This is a genomic window from Maritimimonas rapanae (assembly GCF_057837205.1).
Genome location: NZ_JBYQFI010000002.1, coordinates 281,098 through 303,191, shown reverse-complemented (window position 1 = coordinate 303,191; position 22,094 = coordinate 281,098). Strand labels below are relative to the sequence as shown.

21 protein-coding genes are annotated in these 22,094 nt (G+C 33.0%); 17 read left to right on the top strand and 4 right to left on the bottom strand.

The window, feature by feature from the left end; genetic code table 11:
* Positions 1-7 precede the first annotated feature (7 nt).
* Positions 8-1,120: a DegT/DnrJ/EryC1/StrS family aminotransferase gene (locus tag AC3IF2_RS11410; protein WP_489168008.1), complete on the bottom strand. Its 1,113-nt coding sequence runs from the start codon at positions 1,118-1,120 to the stop codon at positions 8-10.
* Positions 1,121-1,213: 93 nt separating this feature from the next.
* Here AC3IF2_RS11410 and AC3IF2_RS11405 point away from each other — a divergent pair, with 93 nt between their 5' ends.
* The 8 genes from AC3IF2_RS11405 (at position 1,214) to AC3IF2_RS11370 (ending at position 10,055) form a co-directional block, all read left to right on the top strand.
* A complete protein-coding gene (locus AC3IF2_RS11405) occupies positions 1,214-2,443 on the top strand; it encodes a 3-deoxy-D-manno-octulosonic acid transferase (RefSeq protein ID WP_489167388.1) in 1,230 nt (409 codons plus the stop codon).
* 53 nt (positions 2,444-2,496) lie between these two features.
* Complete coding sequence (moaA, locus tag AC3IF2_RS11400; RefSeq protein WP_489167387.1) at positions 2,497-3,492, top strand: GTP 3',8-cyclase MoaA; 996 nt, start codon at positions 2,497-2,499, stop codon at positions 3,490-3,492.
* 66 nt (positions 3,493-3,558) lie between these two features.
* On the top strand, positions 3,559-4,749 hold the full coding sequence (locus tag AC3IF2_RS11395) for a molybdopterin molybdotransferase MoeA (RefSeq protein ID WP_489167385.1): 1,191 nt from the start codon (positions 3,559-3,561) through the stop codon (positions 4,747-4,749).
* A 2-nt stretch (positions 4,750-4,751) separates the two neighbouring features.
* Positions 4,752-5,228 (top strand): cyclic pyranopterin monophosphate synthase MoaC, encoded by a 477-nt coding sequence (gene moaC, locus AC3IF2_RS11390; protein WP_489167383.1) that lies wholly within the window; start codon positions 4,752-4,754, stop codon positions 5,226-5,228.
* A complete protein-coding gene (locus AC3IF2_RS11385; RefSeq protein ID WP_489167381.1) occupies positions 5,221-6,348 on the top strand; it encodes an NTP transferase domain-containing protein in 1,128 nt (375 codons plus the stop codon). Before moaC ends, AC3IF2_RS11385 begins: the two co-directional genes overlap by 8 nt.
* 3 nt (positions 6,349-6,351) lie before the next feature.
* Positions 6,352-7,185, top strand: a complete 834-nt coding sequence (locus tag AC3IF2_RS11380; RefSeq protein ID WP_489167380.1) for a DUF1835 domain-containing protein — start codon at positions 6,352-6,354, stop codon at positions 7,183-7,185.
* Entirely contained in the window at positions 7,186-8,286 is a 1,101-nt protein-coding gene (locus AC3IF2_RS11375) for a ThiF family adenylyltransferase (RefSeq protein WP_489167378.1), read from the top strand.
* A complete protein-coding gene (locus AC3IF2_RS11370) occupies positions 8,286-10,055 on the top strand; it encodes a MutS-related protein (RefSeq protein ID WP_489167376.1) in 1,770 nt (589 codons plus the stop codon). The genes AC3IF2_RS11375 and AC3IF2_RS11370 overlap by 1 nt, the downstream gene beginning before the upstream one ends.
* On the opposite strand, the gene AC3IF2_RS11365 is transcribed toward AC3IF2_RS11370, so the two are convergent.
* On the bottom strand, positions 10,056-10,481 hold the full coding sequence (locus AC3IF2_RS11365) for a molybdenum cofactor biosynthesis protein MoaE (RefSeq protein ID WP_489167374.1): 426 nt from the start codon (positions 10,479-10,481) through the stop codon (positions 10,056-10,058).
* Between the two features lie 66 nt (positions 10,482-10,547).
* On the opposite strand from AC3IF2_RS11365, the gene AC3IF2_RS11360 reads away from it, so the two are divergent.
* On the top strand, positions 10,548-10,823 hold the full coding sequence (locus AC3IF2_RS11360) for a DUF3817 domain-containing protein (protein ID WP_489167373.1): 276 nt from the start codon (positions 10,548-10,550) through the stop codon (positions 10,821-10,823).
* Positions 10,824-10,937: 114 nt separating this feature from the next.
* Here the strand turns inward: AC3IF2_RS11360 and AC3IF2_RS11355 are convergent, their stop codons facing one another.
* The gene (locus AC3IF2_RS11355; protein ID WP_489167371.1) at positions 10,938-11,177 is read right to left on the bottom strand and encodes a MoaD/ThiS family protein; all 240 of its coding nucleotides are present in this window, start codon (positions 11,175-11,177) and stop codon (positions 10,938-10,940) included.
* A 50-nt stretch (positions 11,178-11,227) separates the two neighbouring features.
* Between AC3IF2_RS11355 and AC3IF2_RS11350 the strand changes: the two genes are divergently transcribed.
* The 4 genes from AC3IF2_RS11350 to AC3IF2_RS11335 all read left to right on the top strand — a co-directional run bounded on the left by AC3IF2_RS11350 (position 11,228) and on the right by AC3IF2_RS11335 (position 15,375).
* On the top strand, positions 11,228-12,952 hold the full coding sequence (locus AC3IF2_RS11350; protein WP_489167369.1) for a SulP family inorganic anion transporter: 1,725 nt from the start codon (positions 11,228-11,230) through the stop codon (positions 12,950-12,952).
* Positions 12,953-13,023: 71 nt separating this feature from the next.
* The gene (locus tag AC3IF2_RS11345) at positions 13,024-14,436 is read left to right on the top strand and encodes an MBL fold metallo-hydrolase (protein ID WP_489167367.1); all 1,413 of its coding nucleotides are present in this window, start codon (positions 13,024-13,026) and stop codon (positions 14,434-14,436) included.
* Between the two features lie 28 nt (positions 14,437-14,464).
* Complete coding sequence (locus AC3IF2_RS11340) at positions 14,465-14,971, top strand: DUF6265 family protein (RefSeq protein WP_489167365.1); 507 nt, start codon at positions 14,465-14,467, stop codon at positions 14,969-14,971.
* The gene (locus AC3IF2_RS11335) at positions 14,968-15,375 is read left to right on the top strand and encodes a rhodanese-like domain-containing protein (protein WP_489167364.1); all 408 of its coding nucleotides are present in this window, start codon (positions 14,968-14,970) and stop codon (positions 15,373-15,375) included. Before AC3IF2_RS11340 ends, AC3IF2_RS11335 begins: the two co-directional genes overlap by 4 nt.
* Before the next feature lie 72 nt (positions 15,376-15,447).
* On the opposite strand, the gene AC3IF2_RS11330 is transcribed toward AC3IF2_RS11335, so the two are convergent.
* Entirely contained in the window at positions 15,448-17,565 is a 2,118-nt protein-coding gene (locus AC3IF2_RS11330) for a TonB-dependent receptor (RefSeq protein ID WP_489167362.1), read from the bottom strand.
* Positions 17,566-17,814: 249 nt separating this feature from the next.
* Here AC3IF2_RS11330 and AC3IF2_RS11325 point away from each other — a divergent pair, with 249 nt between their 5' ends.
* From AC3IF2_RS11325 to AC3IF2_RS11310, 4 genes are read left to right on the top strand one after another with little or no spacing between them, the layout of a single operon-like run.
* Positions 17,815-18,300, top strand: coding sequence for a biotin/lipoyl-containing protein (locus AC3IF2_RS11325; protein ID WP_489167361.1), 486 nt, complete (start codon positions 17,815-17,817; stop codon positions 18,298-18,300).
* Position 18,301: 1 nt separating this feature from the next.
* Positions 18,302-19,750 (top strand): acetyl-CoA carboxylase biotin carboxylase subunit, encoded by a 1,449-nt coding sequence (gene accC / locus AC3IF2_RS11320; protein WP_489167359.1) that lies wholly within the window; start codon positions 18,302-18,304, stop codon positions 19,748-19,750.
* Complete coding sequence (locus tag AC3IF2_RS11315) at positions 19,740-21,281, top strand: acyl-CoA carboxylase subunit beta (RefSeq protein ID WP_489167357.1); 1,542 nt, start codon at positions 19,740-19,742, stop codon at positions 21,279-21,281. Before accC ends, AC3IF2_RS11315 begins: the two co-directional genes overlap by 11 nt.
* Before the next feature lie 12 nt (positions 21,282-21,293).
* Positions 21,294-22,094: a hypothetical protein gene (locus AC3IF2_RS11310; RefSeq protein WP_489167356.1), complete on the top strand. Its 801-nt coding sequence runs from the start codon at positions 21,294-21,296 to the stop codon at positions 22,092-22,094.

The following is a 22,094-nucleotide window of genomic DNA, read 5'->3' as shown; positions in this document are numbered from 1 at the left end:
AAATTATTTAGTTTACAAAATCAAGCACAGTTTGCGTAATAAATTTTAACTCTTCTTCTTGAAATTCTGTATGCATCGGTAAAGAAATTACTGTTTGCACTAATTCATTTGTTATTTTAAAATCCCCTTCCTTATAGCGACTATCCTTATAAGCTTTTTGAGCATGCAATGGTACAGGATAATAAATAGCATTTGCAATGCCTTGTTCTAATAAATGCTTATGAAGAGCATCTCTATCAATACCTTTTAACTTTAAGGTATACTGATGAAAAACATGTGTTGTAAAATCACTTGTTACAGGAGTTTCAATTTTATCATTTTCCGCGAAAGCATTATTATAATACTCAGCGGCTTTTCTTCTAGCATTGCAATATTCATCTAGATGAGGTAATTTAATATCTAAAACCGCCGCCTGAATTGTATCTAAGCGAGAATTTACACCAATCACGTCATGATAATAACGTTTATACATACCGTGATTTACCATTCCTCTTAGCGTATGAGCTAAGTCATCATCATTAGTAAATATAGCACCACCATCACCATAGCAGCCTAAATTTTTTGATGGGAAGAAAGATGTAGTGCCTACTTCACCCATTGTTCCAGCTTTTTTCTTAGTTCCATCAGAAAAAGTATAATCTGCACCAATTGCTTGGGCTGTGTCTTCAATAACATACAGATTATTCTCTTTTGCAATTGCTAATACAGCTTCCATGTTAGAGCATTGTCCGAATAAATGAACAGGTACAATTGCCTTTGTTTTAGGAGTAATTGCTCTTTTAAGAGCATCAATATCGATATTAAAGGTGTCTCTTTCTACATCAACAAGCACAGGCGTTAACTTTAGCAAACCAATCACTTCTACAGTCGCAGCAAATGTGAAATCAGCGGTAATTACCTCGTCACCTTGTTCTAAACCGAGACCCATCATTGCAATTTGTAAAGCGTCCGTTCCGTTAGCACAAGGTATCACATGTTTAACACCTAAATAGTCTTCTAAATTTTTCTGAAAGCTTTTTACTTGCGGGCCATTGATAAAAGCAGAAGATTCAACGACATCAATTATTGCTTTATCAACCTGATCTTTAATTTTTTCGTACTGACCTTTAAGGTCAACCATAGGTATATTCATAGTTAGTTTTGAATCGTAAACGCACAAAAATACGAATTATTTGAGTGCTCTTAGGCTAAATTTATATTTTAGCAAACGTCAATGTATTTTTTATATAATATAGCTATCTATATCACTTCTTTTTTATTGAAATTCATAGCAGTTTTTAATAAAAAAATTAACCTCTTTGTTAAAGGAAGAAAAGACGTTTTTTCTTATTTAAAAAATGAAATTTCATCTGATGACCATATAATTTGGTTCCATTGCGCGTCATTAGGAGAATTTGAACAAGGGAGACCGATTATTGAAAAACTAAAATCTCTTAAGCCAAACTTTAAAATATTAGTTACTTTTTTCTCGCCTTCAGGGTATGAAGTTCGTAAGGATTACGCTTACGCGGATGTGGTTTGCTATTTACCATTGGATACAACAGCTAATGTGAAAAAGTTTATTGATTTAGTAAAACCAAAAGCTGCAATTTTTGTTAAATATGAATTTTGGCCAAACTTACTAAGAGAGCTCAAAAAAGCAAACATTAAGACTATTTTAGTATCAGGTATTTTTAGAAAAGACCAGCCCTTTTTTAAACCCTATGGTAAATGGATGCTGAAATCTCTGCATACTTTCGATCATTTTTTTGTTCAAAATGAATCCTCGAAAAATTTATTAAATAGTATTGGTTTTAATAATGTCACAATCAGCGGAGATACACGCTTTGATAGAGTTTATGATATTTTAAATCAAGATAATTCAATAAAAGAGATTGAAAATTTTGTAAATAGTAAACATGTATTGGTAGCGGGAAGCACTTGGCCAGAGGACGAATCATTACTTATTGATTATATAAATAATGAGGCTTCAGAAGATGAAAAATTTATAATTGCCCCTCATAATATAAACCCTAAAGACATAGAGAAATTAAAAGCATCCTTTAATAAAGAAACCGCACTTTTTTCAAATAATAAACAGACACAAGAGAATCAGGTGTTGATAATTGATTCAATTGGTATATTAACTAAAGTTTATAGTTACGCCGACGTTGCTTATGTGGGTGGTGGATTTAAAACTGGGTTGCATAATATTTTAGAACCAGCAACTTATGGGATTCCAATTGTAATTGGACCGCAATATGAGAAGTTTAACGAAGCAAAAGAATTGGTGAAGTTAGGGGCTTGTTTAGCCGTTAATAATAAGTCGGAATTTAGTACTACAATAAAGAATCTTTATAAAAACAAAAGCCTTGCAAAAGAGAAAGGAAAAATTGCAGGCAATTATGTAAAAGAAAATACTGGCGCATCAGATAAAGTTCTTACTTATTTGCTAGAAAACTAAGAAGCTTTTAACAATTTTCTTCCTAATTTCTTTTGTAACTTGCATCTTCCATTATGAGTGAGTTAAAAGATAATTTCGGTAGGCAAATCTCGTACCTAAGATTGGCGGTTACAGATCGTTGTAATTTGCGCTGTCAGTATTGTATGCCTGCACATGGAATTGATATTGTTGACCGAAAAGATCTACTTACTTACAAAGAAATGTACAGAATAACACGTACTTTAAGTGAGCTAGGTGTGAATAAAGTCCGTTTAACGGGAGGTGAACCTTTTGTGCGAAAAGATTTCATCAAGTTTTTAGAGATACTTTCTTTTAATGACCAGCTAGATGAAATCAATATCACTACAAATGGAGCGCTTATTTCTAATCATATCGAAAAACTAGAGTCACTCAAGATTAAGTCAATTAATTTAAGCATTGATAGTTTGGATCGAGAAAATTTTGCGAAAATAACACGACGTGATGTTTTTGATGAGGTCTATAAAACATTAGAGCTATTAGAACAAAGTTCACTTAACCTAAAGTTGAATATAGTTGTTCAATCTGGTGTAAATACACATGAAATTAAAGACTTTGTTGAGCTGACAAAAGAAAAAGATATTGCAGTTCGCTTTATTGAAGAAATGCCATTTAACGGAACAGGTCAGCGAGAAATAAAAGAAACTTGGAATTACGATAAGATTTTGACAGAAATTCAATCAAATTTTAAGAATATTGAACCGTTGATTTCAGAAAAATCTTCAACTTCCAAGAATTTTAAAGTTCAAAACTATAGAGGAACATTTGGAATTATTCCTGCTTTTACCAGAACAATTTGTGGTGACTGTAATCGCATTCGTATTACTGCAACTGGCATGTTTAAGAATTGCTTGTTTGATGAAGGTGTTTTTAATGTACGAGACTTTATCCGTAAAGGAGCAAGTAATGAAGGTTTAAAAGAATTGTTTTTGTCGATTGTTAAAGACAAACCCGAAAATGGCTTTGTAGCAGAAGCCAATCGAAAACAAAACAAAAACGTTTCTGAAAGTATGTCTACAATAGGAGGATAACTTTAATTAGATAATTTGAAAATATAATAATGTCATTCCTGCGCAGGCAGGAATCTATTTTTAAAAATGATCTCATCACAGCAAGCATTAGATATTATACTTGACAATACCCAAGACTTTGGTGTTGAAGAAGTTTCTTTTTTAGATGCTCAAAACAGTGTTTTAAAAGAAGCTATTTTGGCAGACAGAGACTTTCCACCATTCGATCGTGTGAGTATGGATGGTATAGCAATTAATTATACTGCTTTCGAGAAAGGAAACAGAAACTTTAAAATTGAAGGAATTCAAGCGGCTGGAGCCGAGAAGCAAACTTTAGAGAATTCAGAGAATTGTCTAGAAGTTATGACAGGCGCTATATTACCTAAGAATACCAATATGGTCATTCGTTACGAAGATATAACTATTAAAGATGGTACTGCAGTACTAAATATAGATGCTGTTTCTAACGGACAGAATGTCCATTTAAGAGGAAAAGATCGAAAACAAAATGATATACTTATTAGGAAAAACACATTAATTTCAGCTTCAGAAATAGGTGTTTTAAGTACAGTGGGTAAATCAAAAGTTAAAGTTGCCCAGCAGCCTAAAGTGATGGTTATTTCTACGGGTGATGAGCTAGTTGATGTTAACGAAAAGCCATTGCAACATCAAATAAGAAGGAGCAATGTTTATACACTTGTTTCTCTACTGCGGAATTTAAATATTAAAGCAGAAACAGATCATATTAAGGATGATAAGGATATCTTAAAGCAAAAAATAGATCAGTATTTAAATGATTATAATGTTTTGTTATTTAGCGGAGCGGTGAGTAAAGGAAAGTTTGATTTTTTACCAGAAGTTTTAAGTGAACTAGGTGTGCAAAAATTATTTCATAAGGTAGCGCAACGCCCAGGAAAGCCTTTTTGGTATGGCAAAAAGGATAGTGTAAGCGTTTTTGCTTTTCCAGGAAACCCTGTATCAACATTTGTAGGATGTTTAAAGTATTTTTATCCATGGTATAAAAAATCTGTTGGTATTCCGTATAACGGAGGTAATCAGGCAATTTTAGGAGAAGATTTTGAATTTAAACCGTCGTTAACTTATTTTTTACAAGTGAAACTTCGGTATAACGATGGGCTTAAAGTCGCAAAACCGGTTATGGGTAATGGTTCAGGAGATTTAGCTAATTTAGTAGACGTAGATGGGTTTTTAGAATTGTCAGCAGATAAAACTAATTTTAAAGCAGGTGAAGTCTACCCGCTAATAACTTTTAGATAATAATGAGTGATTTTTCGCATATAACAGATAAAAATCAACCCAAAATGGTGAATGTTGGTGATAAAAAAGTCACTAAACGCACAGCAGTTGCCAGAGCAGAAATGTTTTTAGGTAACGAAATTATTTCTAGACTTGTAGATGATGAATTAACAACAAAGAAAGGGCCTGTTTTTCAAATAGCTATTGTTGCCGGAATTCAAGCGGTTAAAAAAACATCAGATTTAATACCAATGTGCCATCCATTAATGATTAATGGAGTAGATATTGATATCAATATTTTAGATAACGAGAATATCGAAATCCTTTGTTCGGTTGAAATTGAGGGTAAAACAGGTGTCGAAATGGAAGCCTTAACAGGAGCTTCGATTACAGCACTTACAGTCTACGATATGTGTAAGTCTATTTCACAAAATATGACTATTAAAGAAGTGAAATTAGTTGAAAAAACAGGTGGTAAATCAGATATCAAAAATGGGTGATATAAAACATCATAAGCATACTAAGTTAGAACGCAGAATTAATGATAATTTTGCGCCTAACGAAATTGCTATTTTGGGTGCAAAATGCTCAATTATTACTGATTTTGTTCAAAAAATCAGTAAAAAACTACAAAAAAGAGCTAAAATTGGTTATTTAGATGCTTCGCATTCTGATACAATTGAAGCACCTATTTTAGATGAATTTACTGCGCACCATTCGGGTAATTTATCGGTTACAACACAGCATGAATTAAATGAATATAATGAACGTATTCGCTTTTCGGATTATGACCTGCTTTTTATCAACGGTAATCACTATAAGGGAGCGAAACAAATCCTCATATTAGATAATGAAAAAGAGGCTTCGGTTAAAAAAAGGCTTGAGCAATTAGATCGAATTCAATTTGTTGTAAAATTAAATGATGATGCTACATATTTTGATTTTCTAGTAGAGAAATATCCTTCTATAAAAAACCTTAGATCATATCATATTGATGAGACTGATGCTATTGCGAAACATATTGATAATTTAATTCAAGAAACTATTGCTCCAATTCAAGGATTGGTTTTAGCCGGAGGAAAAAGTCAGCGTATGGGTCAAGATAAAACCAAAATTAAGTATCATGGTAAGCCGCAATTAACACATACGTTTGAATTGTTAGAAAGTAACTTACTTAACACGTATGTTTCATTAGCTGAAGATCAAAATTTAGACGATTACCAAATAATTCAAGACAAATTCATTGGTTTAGGTGTTTTTGGGGCGATCTGTTCAGCTTTTATGAAAGACCCAAATAAAGCTTGGTTAGTACTTGCTACAGATTTACCTTTTGTAAATAATGATTTAATAAAAGAACTTCTTAAAAACCGTAATCCTTCAAAAGTAGCAACAGCAGTAAAAGGAAAATCAAAAGAGTTTGTAGAACCAATCATTACGATCTATGAACCAAAGGCCTATCCTATTTTATTGAGTTATTTGGCGCAGGGCTATTCATGTCCACGTAAAGTATTGATCAATTCAGATGTAGAGGTTGTAGAAGTTGACGATGATTTGATCCGTAATGTAAATACCCCTGAAGAATACGAGGCGGCACTTAAGGAAATTGCTCAAAAAGCATAATCAATGAATTCGACTGTTCATATTTTAAATGGTGATAGTACTTCGTATTTTTTACAGAAAAGTGAACTTGGAGGAGATTCTATAATCTGGCGTGAACTATTATGTGATGGGCCTTTGGTTAGAGATGTTGGCAGCGACGAGTTTTGGATGAAACGATACGAGTTTTTCGAAAAAGAACTAAAAGTAGATAAGCTAGAATATTACGATAAAACGATCAAAGAACTCATAGCAATTGAAGATTTATCCGATTATAAAGAAGTGGTACTTTGGTTTGAATATGATCTTTTTTGCCAAGTCAATTTAATGGCTTTGTGTTCTTATTTGCTAAAACATTATAAAAAAGATATTTCGTATTACTTGATTTGTGTTGGTAAAGAAAAAGGAAGAGAAGGTTGGCAAACTTTGGCAGATTACTCACCTGAAGAATATCAAAATTTGTATGAAAAAAAAGTAAAAATTTCGCAGAATGACCTCTTATTTGTTAATGAATGTTGGAATGTATATGTTGAAGGAAATAAAGATGATTTAGAGAAATTCAATTTTAAGAAAAATTACAAACTCAAATATTTAGATGTAGCTATCAAACAGCATTTAAAGAATTTAGAGAAAACCAATGGATTAGATTCAATTGCCTATAATACATTAAGAATAATTAAAAACGGCAAGTATGATAAGAAAAGTATTATTAGAGAACTCTTACATTGGCAAAGGAATGAAACAGTAAATGGGTTTGGTGACTTACAATATGTAGTACGATTAAATGATTTGAAAGATTATTATGATATAAAGGAGAGTATATATTTTTTAAATAAAAAAGGGAAAGAAGTATTAGCATAAATGAAGAAGGTTACAAAAGAAGAGCTATATCTAAGACAAACTACTTTGCAAGAAATTGGTAAAGAAGGTCAGCAAAAATTATTGCAGACTAAAGTTGTTGTGGTTGGTTGTGGTGGGCTTGGAAATGCGGCGGCGGTTTACTTGGCCGCAAGTGGAATTGGGTATTTACATTTAGTAGATTTTGATGAAGTTTCTGAGTCAAATTTACACCGTCAAGTATTCTACAAAACAGAAGATGTTGGTAGGTCGAAAGCAGAAGTATTGGCAGCTCATATAAACACAATTTCACCTTTTGTAAAAGTAACTACTAGTAAAACCCCTGTTTCTAAAAAGAATGTTTTTAACTTAATTTCTAAAGCGGATTATATAGTAGATTGTACCGATAGCTTACCAATAAAATATTTACTTAATGATGCTTGTGTGTTAAAAGATATACCTTTGATTTATGGTTCTCTCTACAAGTTCGATGGTTATGTTTCCAGCTTTAATATTAAGATTTCCAAAACAACCTATGCCTCCAATTTGAGGGATGCATTTCCTGAAATGTCAAAGCAAAGAGTGCCGAATTGCTCTGAGGTTGGGACATTAAATACCATAGTTGGTATTATAGGTTTAATGCAGGCCAATGAAGTTTTAAAATTAGTCACTGGTATAGGTAAACCACTAGTTAATGAATTATTGATCTACAATAGTTTAGAGAGCTCTCAGTTTAAAATGAAGCTTAAAAAATCCTTTAGTAAAGAGAAAATAGAAGAACTGTTTAAAACAGAAACATATCACGATCCTAATTGTGAACTTCAAGAAGAATCGCTGCTAATTTCCGCGAAAGCATTACGACAAAAATTACTGCATGGCGAGGCATCTAGAAATCTAAATATAATTTCTGTTATAGAAGACAAAAACACCAAATTACCGTTTCAGGTTCGACAAAAAATACCATTATCGGTATTGAATGTTGAGCAACAAGATTTTGTAAAGGATAACGAGTATGTGATCGTTTGCAACAAAGGGATTTCGAGCTATATTGCCACACAACGAATAAAAGCAAAGCATCCTCACCTAAATGTGTTGAGCCTTAAAGGTGGAATTACAAGTTACTAATGCAGCATCCAAAAGAGTTTTACCGTACAGAAAAACAGAAATTTACAAACGAATTAGCTGTGTTAAAAAAGCAATTAACAACTTCGAGCACATTACGATTACTAGTATTTTTACTTACAGGTTTCGGAATCTATTTCTTTTTCGGTAATTATACTATAATGGGCTTCATAGCCTTGCTAGGAATTTCAATTTTTGTGTATTTATTATTACGCCATACAGATTTACAATACAAAAGAGATCTAACAACAGAATTAATTAAAATCAATCAAGTTGAAATTGATGCTTTAGAAGGAAATTATTTAAAGTTAGATGAAGGTAGAGAATTTATTGATCCAACACATTTTTATAGTTACGATATAGACCTTTTTGGTAGAGGATCTTTCTTTCAATATACTAATAGAACCACTATCGATGAAGGCAGAAAGAGATTAGCTTTATTATTAACTTCAAACAATATTTTAGAAATTGAAGAAAAACAAGAAGCGATTAAAGAGTTATCTGCAAAGCCAAAATGGAGGCAGCAATTCTCTGCAATTGCACGTTTAGTAAAAGTGCAGCATTCTGCGAAATCGATAACGTCATGGATGACAAACTACAAAGCTGTTTTTCCATCATTTATTACGTATTTGCCTTTAATTTTCTCTGTTATTTCTATAATCTTAATTACGTTATTAAGCTTTAGTGTACTTCCTTTTTCGACCATATTACTTTGGTTTTTTGTAGGCCTTGGAGTTTCAGGAATCTATTTTAAAAGAGTAAATACTATTTACCAAGAAGCAGATAAGGCAAAAGACACTTTTAAGCAATACCACAAACTATTAAATGAAATAGAATCTGAAACATTTTCAGCAGCACTTTTACAGCAAAAGCAACATGAAATTAAGACCGAAAAGTTAAAAGCTTCAGTAATTTTTGCAAAATTCTCTAAGGTATTGGATGCGTTAGATCAACGAAACAATGTGATTATTGTCATATTGGGTAACGCGTTTTTCTTAAGAGATACACATGAAGCCTTTAAAGTTGAAAAATGGATTTTAAAATATGCATCTAAAGTGGAAAGTTGGTTTGAAGTGATTGCTTTTTTTGATGCACAAAATTCATTAGCTAACTTTGCATTTAATCACCCAGAATATGTTTTTCCGTCAATAAATAGTGATTCAGATGTTATTAATGCAGAACATTTAGGGCATCCGTTATTGAGATCAGAACAAAGAATAAATAATGATTTTAAAATTGAAAATCAGCAGTTTTTTATTATTACAGGCGCGAATATGGCTGGCAAGAGTACTTTTTTACGCACAGTTTCTTTGGGGATTTTAATGGCTAATATCGGTTTACCTGTCTGTGCAAAGTCTTTTGACTATTCGCCAATTAAACTGATAACAAGTATGCGAACTTCAGATTCACTGGCTGATGATGAATCGTATTTCTTTTCTGAGTTAAAACGTTTAAAGTTTATAGTTGAAGAAATTAAAAATGAGGACTATTTTATCATTTTAGATGAAATTTTAAAAGGAACCAATAGTACCGATAAAGCTATTGGTTCAAAGAAATTTGTGCAAAAATTGGTTGATTCTAATTCTACAGGGATTATCGCTACACACGATTTGAGTTTATGCGAAATAGAAAAAGATTTAAACGAAGTTAAAAACTATTATTTTGATGCCGAAATCATCAATAATGAACTTCATTTTGATTATAAGCTCAAAGAGGGTATTTGTAAAAATATGAATGCTTCGTTTTTACTAAAAAAGATGGAGATTGTTTAATTAAGGCGTAGCATTTACCCATACTTCACCATCTATAAAATGCTCTTTTTTCCAAATAGGCACTGTTTCTTTTAACGTATCAATTGCATATTGACAAGCAGCAAAAGCAGCTTTTCTATGTGGCGCAGAAACTGCAATAATAACAGGTATATCACCAATATTGAGCTTTCCTTCTGCGTGATGAATAGCAATCTTTAAAACATCAAAATCTACCAACGCTTTATCAGCTATTTTTTGCATTTCTTTTAAAGCCATAGCTTGATAAGTAGAGAAATCTAATAGTGTTACTTCTTTATTCAGCGTTAAGTTTCTAACCGTACCAACAAACAAAGCAATGCCGCCGCAAGAAGCGTCTTGTACAAACTCATAGCACGCTTGCAAATTAAGTTTATCTGAAGTTATTTTAACAGAACTATTATTACCCATTTTTAACAAATTTCACTACAAAGTTAGCGAATCGGGTTGTACTTTTGCAGTCGAAATAATACAATCATGAAGAATACATTTAGAGTAGTAAGTATTTTAGAAGGACTATCTTATATTTTGTTACTGTTTATTGCAACACCAATTAAATATATTGGTGGTGACGAAACCTATGTAAAACTATTAGGGATGCCGCATGGTTTATTATTTGTTGCTTATATAGCGCTAGCTTTTTTACTAAAAAGTGAATTAAAATGGGATAAAAAAACTTTTTGGACAGTACTAGTGGCGTCAATTATTCCTTTTGGTACTTTTTATATAGATAAAAAGTATTTACGCGCTTAGAAATTTATGTCAGTTTGAGTGTCAAATCTTTGATTTGATGTATCGAAAACAAATAAATTTCATGTTTTTTACTTCTAGATACTAAATATATTGGAATTTCACTAGAAATGAGAACTATCCTCCGCTAACAGGAGGTATCAAAGCAACAATATCATTATCTTTTAAAACCTGACCTTCTTCAGTGTAAGCTTCGTTAACCGCTACAGAAAAATTATAATTATTTAGTTCGTTATGTTGTTGTTTCAATTGCTGTTTTAAATCATAAACCGAAGTACTTTCCGAGACATCGAAATCAACAGCACCTTTACCAATAATATCCCTGGTAATACCAAAAAATAACACTTGTATCTTCATAATTCAAAGTTATTAAAATCTGCTACATTTGTTACATAATAACTAACTGATTGAAAAAATATATACCAATACTCGATTGGCTCCCTAATTATTCTTTTTCTTTTTTAAAAGGTGATTTTATTGCTGGTCTTACGGTTGGTATTATATTAATTCCACAAGGCATAGCCTATGCATTAATTGCAGGTTTGCCACCAATTTATGGATTATATACGGCGTTGATTCCGCAAATATTATACACCATTTTTGGCACATCAAGACAGTTAGCAACGGGTCCAATTGCTATTGATTCGTTAATTATTGCTGCTGGAGTTTCGGCGATTGCATCGGTAAAGCCGGAAAACTATATTGCAGTTGTTTTTGCACTAACCTTAATTACAGGATGTATTCAAGTAATTGTAGGTGTCTTTAAGTTAGGGTTCATAGTAAACTTTTTGTCTAAACCTGTTTTAACAGGATTTGTAACTGCTGCTGCACTTATAATTGGTTTTAACCAATTTAAAGGATTATTGAAGATTGATATAGAGCGCAGTAATAGAATTCAAAACCTGATCTTCGATATTTTTAATAGCTTATCATCTATTCATTTAAAAAGTTTATTGTTAGGAGGAATATCTATTTTAATAGTGTATAGCTTAAGAAGAGTAAATCGAAGAATACCAGGACCTTTGATTGTGGTCATTTTAGGAATTTTACTAGTAAGCTCATTCAAAGATTATTTTGGTGGTATAGAAATAGTAAGAGAGATACCAAAAGGTTTGCCTGCTTTTGAAATTCCTACTTTAAATTATGATCTTTTTTACAAATTGATCCCATTAGCATTAACATTGGCCTTTACAGGATTTCTACAGGCAATTTCAATAGCAAAAGCGATTGATGAAGATTATACAAAACCAAAACTGAATGCCAATCAAGAATTAATAGCTTTAGGCATGAGTAATATTGTTGGATCTACCATGAGTTCGTACACATCTTCAGGTAGTTTTGCCAGGTCAGCTCTTAATAAAGAAATTGGGGCTAAAACCCCTATGGCAAATGCTTTTGCTGCACTATTTGTAGCATTAACACTGTTGTTTTTAACTCCAGTTTTTTATTATTTGCCAAATACAGTTTTGGCGGCAATTATTATTGTTGCAGTGTTTAGTTTGATTAAAATTGATGACATCAAATTCCTTTGGAAAACTAATAGAAAAGATTTTTTAATGATGCTGGTAACCTTTATTGTAACCTTAACTATTGGGGTAAAAGAAGGGATAATTGTTGGGGTTTTAGTTTCCATTTTTTCTGTAATTTTTGAATCATCAATGCCACATATGGCTGTACTTGGTAAAGTACCTGGAACAACACATTTTTATAGAAATATTTCACGATTCGATGATGTAGAAGAACATCCTGAAATCTTGATTGTTCGTTTTGATGCTCGTCTATATTTTGCCAATGCCAATTATTTTAAAGAGAAAATAGATGAATTTGCTAAGGCTAAAGGAGATGATTTAAAAGCAATTGTTATAGATGCTGAGGTTATAAACAGCATCGATAGCACCGGTACATCTACGTTAAGTGAATTAAAAGAAAAGTATTATAAAAAAGGAATTGAGGTTTACATCACTAGTGTTAAAGGTCCCGTAAGAGATGCTCTCGCAAAAAGTAACTTAATTGAGAAAATAGGAGCTAAGAACTTCTTTATGAGCATTCAAGAGGCTGTTGATTACTATCATAAAAAAGAAAAGAAAGAAAGAAAGTATACCAAATATGTGAATCAAGTTAATCTTGATTAACAGTATTTTATGACAAAAATCAGATTCATTAGTAGAAATAGTCATTAAATTTGTAGTATAAAGAAAAGATTATGAAAATTGAACAGATATATACAGGGTGCTTAGCACAAGGAGCTTATTATATAGAAAGTAATGGAGAAGTTGCAATTGTTGATCCTTTACGGGAAGTAGCACCATATATTAAAAGAGCTCAAAAAGACAATGCTAAAATCAAATATATTTTCGAAACGCATTTTCATGCTGATTTTGTTAGTGGTCATGTAACTTTAGCTGAAAAAACAGGAGCAAAGATTGTTTATGGACCAACAGCTCAAACATCTTTCGATTCACATATTGCTAAGGATGGTGAAGTTTTTCAGATTGGTGATATTACCATTACAGCACTACATACTCCTGGACATACCATAGAAAGTACTACTTATTTATTAAAGGATAAAAACGGTAACGATCATGCTATTTTTAGTGGAGACACTTTGTTTTTAGGTGACGTAGGGCGACCTGATTTAGCGCAAAAAGCTGCTAGTATGACTCAAGAAGAATTGGCAGGTATATTGTATGATAGCTTACGAACTAAAATTATGACTTTGGCAGATGATGTAATCGTATACCCAGCTCATGGAGCGGGTTCTGCATGTGGTAAGAATTTGAGTAAAGAAACTGTGGGTACAATAGGTGATCAAAAGCTAACGAATTATGCATTGCGAGATGATATGACCAAAGAAGAATTTGTAAAAGAAGTGACAGATGGTTTGTTACCACCGCCACAATACTTTCCTTTAAACGTTAAGTTAAACAAAGAAGGTTATGAAAGTATTGATAAAGTACTAGATAAAGGAGTCAAACCATTGAGCCCAGATGAATTCGAAAGATTAGCCAACGAAACGGATGCTTTGGTATTAGATGTACGTCATCAATCAGAATTTATAAATGGGTTTATTCCTCGTTCAATTTTTATTGGAATTGATGGTGGATTTGCACCATGGGTCGGTGCTTTAATTATGGATATAGAACAGCCAATTTTGCTAGTAGCACCAGAAGGGAGAGAAGAAGAAACAATTACACGATTGTCTCGTGTTGGTTTCGACAATACCATTGGCTATTTAAATGGAAGCTTTGTTTCATGGAAAAATTCTGGTAAAGAAATAGATTCGTTAGAATCTATTTCTGCTAAAGAATTAGAAGCAAGAATAAATGAACAAAATGCCTTAGTTTTTGATGTTAGAAAACCAGGCGAATATAAAAGCGAACATATAGAAGGTGTATCGAATACTCCATTAGATTTTATCAATCAACATATCTCTGAATTTCCAGCGGATAAAAAATTCCATGTACATTGTGCTGGAGGTTATCGCTCGGTAATTGCAGCTTCTATTTTAAAAGCAAGAGGTTTTCATAATGTAATTGATGTTGCTGGAGGATATGGAGCTATAAAGAGTACAGGGATTAAAAAAACAGAGTATGTTTGTCCAACAACTTTAAAGTAATTCGTCTTTAGTATAAATATATTAGATCATGAAATACTCTATTCTATTTTTCGCAATCACTTTAACTTTTAGTATTAGTGCCCAAACTAAGGTTACGGAACATATTTACAGTTTAGACAGCTTAACAGCTTCACCAAAAGCCAAACTTACAGAAGTTGCCTGGATAGCCGGTAACTGGAAGGGAGAAGCATTTGGAGGTATAACTGAAGAAAACTGGAGCGAACCATCAGGAGATTCTATGATGGCAACTTTTAAGTTAATTAATAACGGAAAAGTGTCCTTTTATGAAATTGAAATTATCAGAGAAATAAAAGAATCTTTGATTTTACAATTGAAACATTTTCATGCAGATTTAAAAGGATGGGAAACCAAAGATGAAACTGTAGATTTTCCATTGGTAAAGATTACAGACAATGCTGTTTATTTCGATGGTATGACCTTTGAAAAGATCGATGAAAATGAAATGAATGTGTATGTGTTGATGAAACAAAAAGATGGAAGTCGCATAGAATTAAAATTCAATTATAAAAAATGAAAAAAATAGTTTTTCTTTTGTTGTTAACAATAACATTTTCGTGTAAAGAGAAAGAGAAAAGTGACACTCCTGTTAAGGTTATAGAAGACCTCTCGGTTACCGATTTTAAAAAATTATTAGACAATAAAGATGTGCAATTAATTGATGTAAGAACCCTTGAGGAGTATGAGCAAGGCTTCATTTCTAATGCCCAACTTATTGATGTGAAACAAGAAAATTTTCTTACTGAGACTTCAAATAAGTTAGATAAATCGAAACCCATTTTGGTGTATTGCAAGTCAGGAGGTAGAAGTGCTAGAGCTGCTAAACTTTTAGAAGAAGAAGGTTTTACAAAAGTGTATAACCTTCTTGGTGGGTTTACTGCATGGCAAAAAGAAGGCCAGATCATCTCTGCATATAAGTAAAATGTCATTTTGAGCGAAGTGAAGAATCTTAGAATAGATTTTCGCTCCGCTCAAAGCAACATAATATTTTAACTAAAATTTCAAAGTTGCACCCACTAAAAAATTTCTGGTAGCCTGTGGATAATATCCTTGAACTTCCACAGAATTAGGTCCGCTCCAAAAATCTAAATAGGTATAACCTCTATCTACATATTCTTTATTAAAAAGGTTATTTACAAGACCAGAGAATACTATAGACTTAAATATTTTATTTGGTTTAATTTCGTAAATAATATTAAAATCACTAATAAAATAGTCATCAATTTTAGATGCTTCGGTATCAGTATTACTTAAGTATTGAGAGCTTACATATTTACCCATTAGAGAAAGTTGTAGATTCTTAACAGGTAAAAAAGTCAAGGAGTTTCCTGAAATAAAATTAGGCGAAAAGGCAATATTTGTTTTGCCAAAATTATTTAATTCGCCATCTCTTTCTATCATTAAATCATTGATCTTATTTTCACTTATTGAAAGATTTGAGTTCAATCTAATGTTATCAGAAATTAGAATGTTGGCATCTAATTCTAAACCTAAGCGATAACTATCTTTTACATTTTCTCTTAAGTAAGCTCCAACATCATCAATAGCGCCAGTCAACACCAACTGATTTTCATAATCCATAAAGAAAATATTGGTGTTTAATTTTATGTTTTTAGTGTTTAATCTCCACCCCAATTCAAAATCATTTAGAGTTTCATGAGTAACATTGTCTTTATTACTTTCAAAATCATTACGGTTAGGCTCTCTATTTCCTCGCGCATAAGAAGCGTACAAACTATTATTTTTGTTAACAGCGTAAGTAAGTCCAATTTTTGGGTTAAAAAAACTAAAATCTGTATCAATATCAATAGGTAGTCTATCTGAAGTTAATCCTTCGGTTTCATAATTTACAAAACGTCCTTGAAAATCAATATAAGCATCAATTTTCTCACTCATGCGGAAAGTCGTCTTAGAAAAGATGCTAAAATCAGTTTTTTTGGTATCACTAAAATAGTAGCGATCACGAATATTAGCATTTGCTGCCAAGTTACTGCCCCAAATCACTTCACCAAAATGATCTCCAATATAATTACTATATGATAAACCCGTAATTATATCAATTTTTTCATTTTTATAATTTACGTTAAAGTTGGTAACATAAAAATCATTGTCTAACCATCTTCTCACAATAACATCGCTATCATCTTCAATTAAATTCACAAAATCAACTGCTGATTCACCTTCTTTAAATTGTTCAAAATAACCTTCACCCTTTGTATAATTTAAACCAAGATTTGTAGACCAATTCTCGTTTAATTTTTGATTCCAGTGTAGCTGATAATGATTTTGATCATAATTGTCAGTTTCATTTTCATAAGTATACGGGTTCTGACGCCTGTCTTCTTCTAACTGTTCTGCAGTTAATCCAAACCAAGCCTGGTAGGTTTTCTCTTTACCACCAAAGGTTAAGGCCTTAATTAAGGTATTATCACCGATATATGAAGCTTGTAAAAAATACGATTTTAGATCTGTAAAGGCACGATCTACATAACCATCAGAATAAATATTTGAAAGGCGCCCAATAATTTCAATATTATCATTTATCAATCCAGAACTCAGCTTTACGGTATGCTTTCTTGTTGCATAAGATCCATAGGAATTTGAGACCTCTCCGTAGGCTTTATCAGAAATAGCATCGGTCAATAAATTTAAACTTGCACCAAAGGCTCCAGAACCATTGGTAGATGTACCTACGCCTCGTTGTAATTGTAAGCTTTGGGTAGATGAAGCAAAATCACCAAGGTTTACCCAAAAAGTTCCTTGGCTTTCAGCATCGTTATAAGGTATACCGTTAATGGTAATGTTCACTCGGGTTGCGTCAGAACCACGAACTCGCAAATAGGTATAACCAACACCAGCACCAGCGTCAGAAGAACTAATTACAGAAGGCAAATAATTAAGTAGAACCGGAATGTCTTGTCCTAAATTACGCTTAGCTATTTCTTTTTTACTTAGGTTTGAGTGTGTTACTGGAGCTGTTGCTTTTACACGCACAGCTTTAACTAGAACCTCGTCTAATTTTTCAACTTTGGTGGTGTCCTGTTTTTTCTCTTGAGCAAAAATACTGACCGAAAGTGTCAGTAATGTCAAGAATAATGATAAATTTTTCATCGATTAAAATTTTTAACCGAATAAAAAGAGGTAATTATTCTTAATTAATAATTTGTTTTGTTGAATGAAGCTAAGCTTCATTTTTATTCACTTTCCTAAACAGCATTACCTGTTCTAGGTTCAATGGGTATGATCTCAGCCGATAATAGGCACCCCTTTATGAGAACGTTGCAAAATTACTAGCTATTTTTTAATTAGCAATGCCTAGTTTAAATTATTATTTTAGCCTTTCTAATTACAAAATTCTTTATGAGTCGATCATTTAAAGTAAAGGTCAATGAATCTTATAATTTTGATTTTTCTGAAGAAGAAATTAAAAGCCTAGACCTGATTGAAAAAATCAAAAACAATTATCATATTTTGAAAGGGAATCAGTCCTTTGATGCTATTGTTCTTGAATCTGATTTTAATCAAAAAAAATACACTGTTCAGGTAAATGGTAATAGTTACGAAATAGCTATTTCCAATGAATTGGATATGTTGATTACTGAATTAGGATTAGAAGCTTCATCGGTAAAAAAGGCAAATGATGTTAAAGCACCCATGCCAGGATTAATTGTTTCTATCGACGTAAAAAATGGCCAAGAGGTTAAGGAAGGTGATGGTGTTTTGGTGCTAGAAGCAATGAAAATGGAAAATACTTTAGTAGCCCCAAAGGATGGTATTGTAAAATCAATTACAATTAAAGCCGGAGATAAGGTTGAAAAAAATGAACTATTAATTGAAATGGAATAACATGAAGAAGATTTTAGTAGCAAATAGAGGAGAGATTGCATTGCGTGTAATGCGTTCTGCAAAAAAAATGGGTATTAAAACAGTTGCTGTTTTTTCTGAAGCAGATAGAAATGCCCCACATGTGCGTTTTGCAAATGAAGCCGTTTGTATTGGTCCAGCTCCGTCAAATCAATCCTACTTATTAGGTGATAAGATTATTAAAGTGGCCAAGTCGTTAGATGTTGATGGTATACATCCGGGCTATGGATTCTTAAGTGAGAATGCAAATTTTGCTGAAGCGGTTGAAAAAGCTGATATTACCTTTATAGGACCAAAATCAAAAGCCATTAAGGTAATGGGAAGCAAATTAGCAGCTAAAGATGCCGTTAAAGATTATGATATCCCAATGGTGCCAGGAATTGATGAAGCGGTTACAAATGTTGGGTATGCAGAAAAGGTTGCCAAAGAAATAGGCTACCCTATCTTAATAAAAGCTTCTGCTGGTGGTGGTGGAAAAGGAATGCGTATTGTAGAAAAAGAAGAAGACATCACCGAACAAATGCAACGTGCCATTTCTGAGGCAGAATCCGCTTTTGGTGATGGCTCTGTATTTATAGAAAAGTATGTGGGCTCACCTCGCCATATTGAAATTCAAGTATTGGCTGATAATTATGGTAATGTTGTGCATTTATTTGAACGTGAATGTAGCGTACAACGCCGTCATCAAAAAGTGGTAGAGGAAGCACCATCGAGTGTGTTAACACCAGAAATTCGCCAAAAGATGGGTGAAGCTGCCGTAAAAGTTGCTAAAGCTTGTGATTATTTAGGAGCTGGTACTGTTGAATTCTTATTAGATGAGAACAAGAATTTCTATTTTCTCGAAATGAATACTCGCTTGCAGGTAGAGCATCCTGTAACAGAATTGATAACTGGTGTTGATTTAGTTGAACAGCAAATAAAGATTGCTCGTGGTGAGCAATTATCCTTTTCACAACAAGATTTAACAATTAATGGTCACGCTTTAGAACTACGTGTGTACGCAGAAGATCCATTGAATGATTTTCTGCCAAGTATTGGAACTCTAGAAGTATATAATCCACCGAAAGGTGAAAATATTCGTGTTGATGATGGTTTTGAAGAAGGTATGGAGATACCTATTTATTACGACCCAATGATCTCTAAGCTCATAACCTATGGTAAAACACGTACTGAAGCGATTGAATTAATGAAAGATGCTATTGCAAATTATAAAGTAAAAGGAATTCAAACAACATTACCTTTTGGAAAGTTCGTATGTGAACATGAAGCCTTTATTTCAGGAAATTTTGACACACATTTTGTAAAGAAATACTATTCAAAAGAATTATTAGAAGAGACCTATAAAACAGAAGCTGAAATAGCCGCTAAAATAGCTTTGAAAATGTATCTGGAAGAACAACAAACCTTAAAAGTACCAACTCGTGAAATCTAAAATAGATAAACTACAAGATAAAATTGCTAAGGCGAAATTAGGTGGAGGAGAAAAGCGAATCGAGCGTCAACATCAAAAAGGAAAATTAACGGCTCGTGAACGTATCGACTATTTATTAGATGAAGGTTCTTTCGAGGAGGTTGGTATTTTAGTAACGCATCGAACTACCGATTTCGGTATGGATAAACAACAGTTCTATGGTGATGGTGTAGTCACGGGTTATGGAACTATAGGCGGGCGACTGATCTATATTTTTGCTCAAGACTTTACTGTTTTTGGAGGTTCATTATCAGAAACACACGCCGAAAAGATATGTAAGATTATGGACTTGGCCGTAAAAGTGGGTGCTCCATTAATTGGTTTAAATGATTCAGGCGGAGCACGTATTCAAGAAGGTGTTCGCTCTTTAGGAGGCTATGCCGATATTTTTTATAGAAATGTACAAGCATCAGGAGTGATTCCGCAGATTTCAGCTATTATGGGGCCTTGTGCCGGTGGCGCTGTGTATTCTCCAGCGATGACCGACTTTACCGTTATGGTAGAGAATTCTAGTTATATGTTTGTTACTGGGCCGAACGTGGTTAAAACAGTTACGAATGAAGAAGTTACTTCAGAAGAATTAGGTGGTGCTTCTACGCACGCTACTAAATCTGGTGTAACGCATTTAACATCAGAAAACGATGTACAATGTCTTGAGGATGTTAAAACATTATTAAGTTTTATGCCTCAAAACAATCAGGAAACCACTAAACAAATACCTTATAAATTGGGTGATGAGTATCGTGAGGAGTTGTCTGCTGTTGTTCCAGAGAATGCCAATAAGCCTTACGATATGCGTGCGGTAATAAGTGGCATTAGTGATACTGATTCTTTCTTCGAAATTCATAAGGACTACGCCGAAAATATTGTAGTTGGTTTTGCGAGACTGGCGGGAAGAAGTGTTGGTATAGTTGCCAATCAACCAATGAGTTTAGCAGGATGCTTAGATGTGAATAGTTCTAAAAAAGCAGCGCGATTTACCCGTTTTTGCGACTGTTTTAATATTCCATTATTGGTATTAGTAGACGTACCAGGATTTTTACCAGGAACAGATCAAGAATGGAACGCTATCATCACCAATGGAGCTAAATTATTATATGCTTTAAGTGAAGCTACGGTACCTAGAGTGAGTGTAATTACGCGTAAAGCTTATGGTGGTGCTTACGATGTAATGAATTCAAAACATATAGGGTCTGACATGAATTTTGCATGGCCATCAGCTGAAATTGCTGTAATGGGAGCGAAGGGAGCCAGTGAAATTATCTTTAAAAAAGAAATCGCTGAAGCGGAAGATCATGAAGCTAAATTAGCTGAAAAAGAAGCTGAATATGCCAAAAAATTTGCAAATCCATATCGAGCTGCACAACGCGGATTTATCGATGAGGTTATTTTACCAAAAGAAACACGTAGAAAATTGATCAAAGCTTTTGCAATGCTCGAAGGTAAAAAAGTAGATCATCCAAAACGTAAGCATGGGAATATACCACTTTAATAAGAGTTACTGATGAAACGAATCCAACTATTTGAATTTGAAGATTTTTCTTGGTTTCCAAGTTGGATACGTTCTAGCATGACCAACTTGATTGCTGTACTCCATAAAATAATGGGTACTAAAGAAGTATTGGCAGTTTTACTACTTAAAATCAAAGAAAAGTATTCTTTTGATAGGGTAGTAGATATGGGTTCAGGCTCTGGAGGTATTATGCCACAGGTAATTCAGCATTTGAATAAAAATAATGACAGCCCTTTCTCTTTAGTATTGACAGACTTGTATCCTAACAAAGAGTTTATAGATTATATTAACAATCAACAGCTCAATCATATTACATATCAAGAAGAATCACTTGATGCCACTAATTTGAGCCAAGCACAAGCAGGATTAAAAACTATGGTGAATAGTTTTCATCATATGCCTCCCGATAAGGCTAAGCAAATATTAAAATCAGCTCAAGAAAATAGACAACCTTTACTAATCTATGAGATAGCTGAAAACAAGATGCCACTGCTATTATGGTGGTTGTTATTGCCGATTTCACTGGTAATTCTCTTTGTAATGGTGTTGTTTATGACACCATTTTGCAAGCCATTGTCTTTAAAACAAATTATTTTCACCTATTTGATACCGATTATCCCCATTTTTTATGCCTGGGACGGACAAGCGTCTTTACCAAGAATGTATACCTTTAATGATGTGAATGAATTGTTGGAAGGCATACGAGATGATTCTTATTCTTGGACAATGGAAACAGCAACAAAAAAGAATGGTAAAAAGCTAGGATATTATATTTTAGGGCTTCCAAAATAG

Bases quoted from the DNA above. Each gene is read 5' to 3' on its own strand.
- AC3IF2_RS11410 (WP_489168008.1), bottom strand. From the start codon at position 1,120: ATGGTTGACCTTAAAGGTCAGTACGAAAAAATTAAAGATCAGGTTGAT.
- AC3IF2_RS11405 (WP_489167388.1), top strand. From the start codon at position 1,214: ATGTATTTTTTATATAATATAGCTATCTATATCACTTCTTTTTTATTG.
- moaA (WP_489167387.1), top strand. From the start codon at position 2,497: ATGAGTGAGTTAAAAGATAATTTCGGTAGGCAAATCTCGTACCTAAGA.
- AC3IF2_RS11395 (WP_489167385.1), top strand. From the start codon at position 3,559: ATGATCTCATCACAGCAAGCATTAGATATTATACTTGACAATACCCAA.
- moaC (WP_489167383.1), top strand. From the start codon at position 4,752: ATGAGTGATTTTTCGCATATAACAGATAAAAATCAACCCAAAATGGTG.
- AC3IF2_RS11385 (WP_489167381.1), top strand. From the start codon at position 5,221: ATGGGTGATATAAAACATCATAAGCATACTAAGTTAGAACGCAGAATT.
- AC3IF2_RS11380 (WP_489167380.1), top strand. From the start codon at position 6,352: ATGAATTCGACTGTTCATATTTTAAATGGTGATAGTACTTCGTATTTT.
- AC3IF2_RS11375 (WP_489167378.1), top strand. From the start codon at position 7,186: ATGAAGAAGGTTACAAAAGAAGAGCTATATCTAAGACAAACTACTTTG.
- AC3IF2_RS11370 (WP_489167376.1), top strand. From the start codon at position 8,286: ATGCAGCATCCAAAAGAGTTTTACCGTACAGAAAAACAGAAATTTACA.
- AC3IF2_RS11365 (WP_489167374.1), bottom strand. From the start codon at position 10,481: ATGGGTAATAATAGTTCTGTTAAAATAACTTCAGATAAACTTAATTTG.
- AC3IF2_RS11360 (WP_489167373.1), top strand. From the start codon at position 10,548: ATGAAGAATACATTTAGAGTAGTAAGTATTTTAGAAGGACTATCTTAT.
- AC3IF2_RS11355 (WP_489167371.1), bottom strand. From the start codon at position 11,177: ATGAAGATACAAGTGTTATTTTTTGGTATTACCAGGGATATTATTGGT.
- AC3IF2_RS11345 (WP_489167367.1), top strand. From the start codon at position 13,024: ATGAAAATTGAACAGATATATACAGGGTGCTTAGCACAAGGAGCTTAT.
- AC3IF2_RS11340 (WP_489167365.1), top strand. From the start codon at position 14,465: ATGAAATACTCTATTCTATTTTTCGCAATCACTTTAACTTTTAGTATT.
- AC3IF2_RS11335 (WP_489167364.1), top strand. From the start codon at position 14,968: ATGAAAAAAATAGTTTTTCTTTTGTTGTTAACAATAACATTTTCGTGT.
- AC3IF2_RS11330 (WP_489167362.1), bottom strand. From the start codon at position 17,565: ATGAAAAATTTATCATTATTCTTGACATTACTGACACTTTCGGTCAGT.
- AC3IF2_RS11325 (WP_489167361.1), top strand. From the start codon at position 17,815: ATGAGTCGATCATTTAAAGTAAAGGTCAATGAATCTTATAATTTTGAT.
- accC (WP_489167359.1), top strand. From the start codon at position 18,302: ATGAAGAAGATTTTAGTAGCAAATAGAGGAGAGATTGCATTGCGTGTA.
- AC3IF2_RS11310 (WP_489167356.1), top strand. From the start codon at position 21,294: ATGAAACGAATCCAACTATTTGAATTTGAAGATTTTTCTTGGTTTCCA.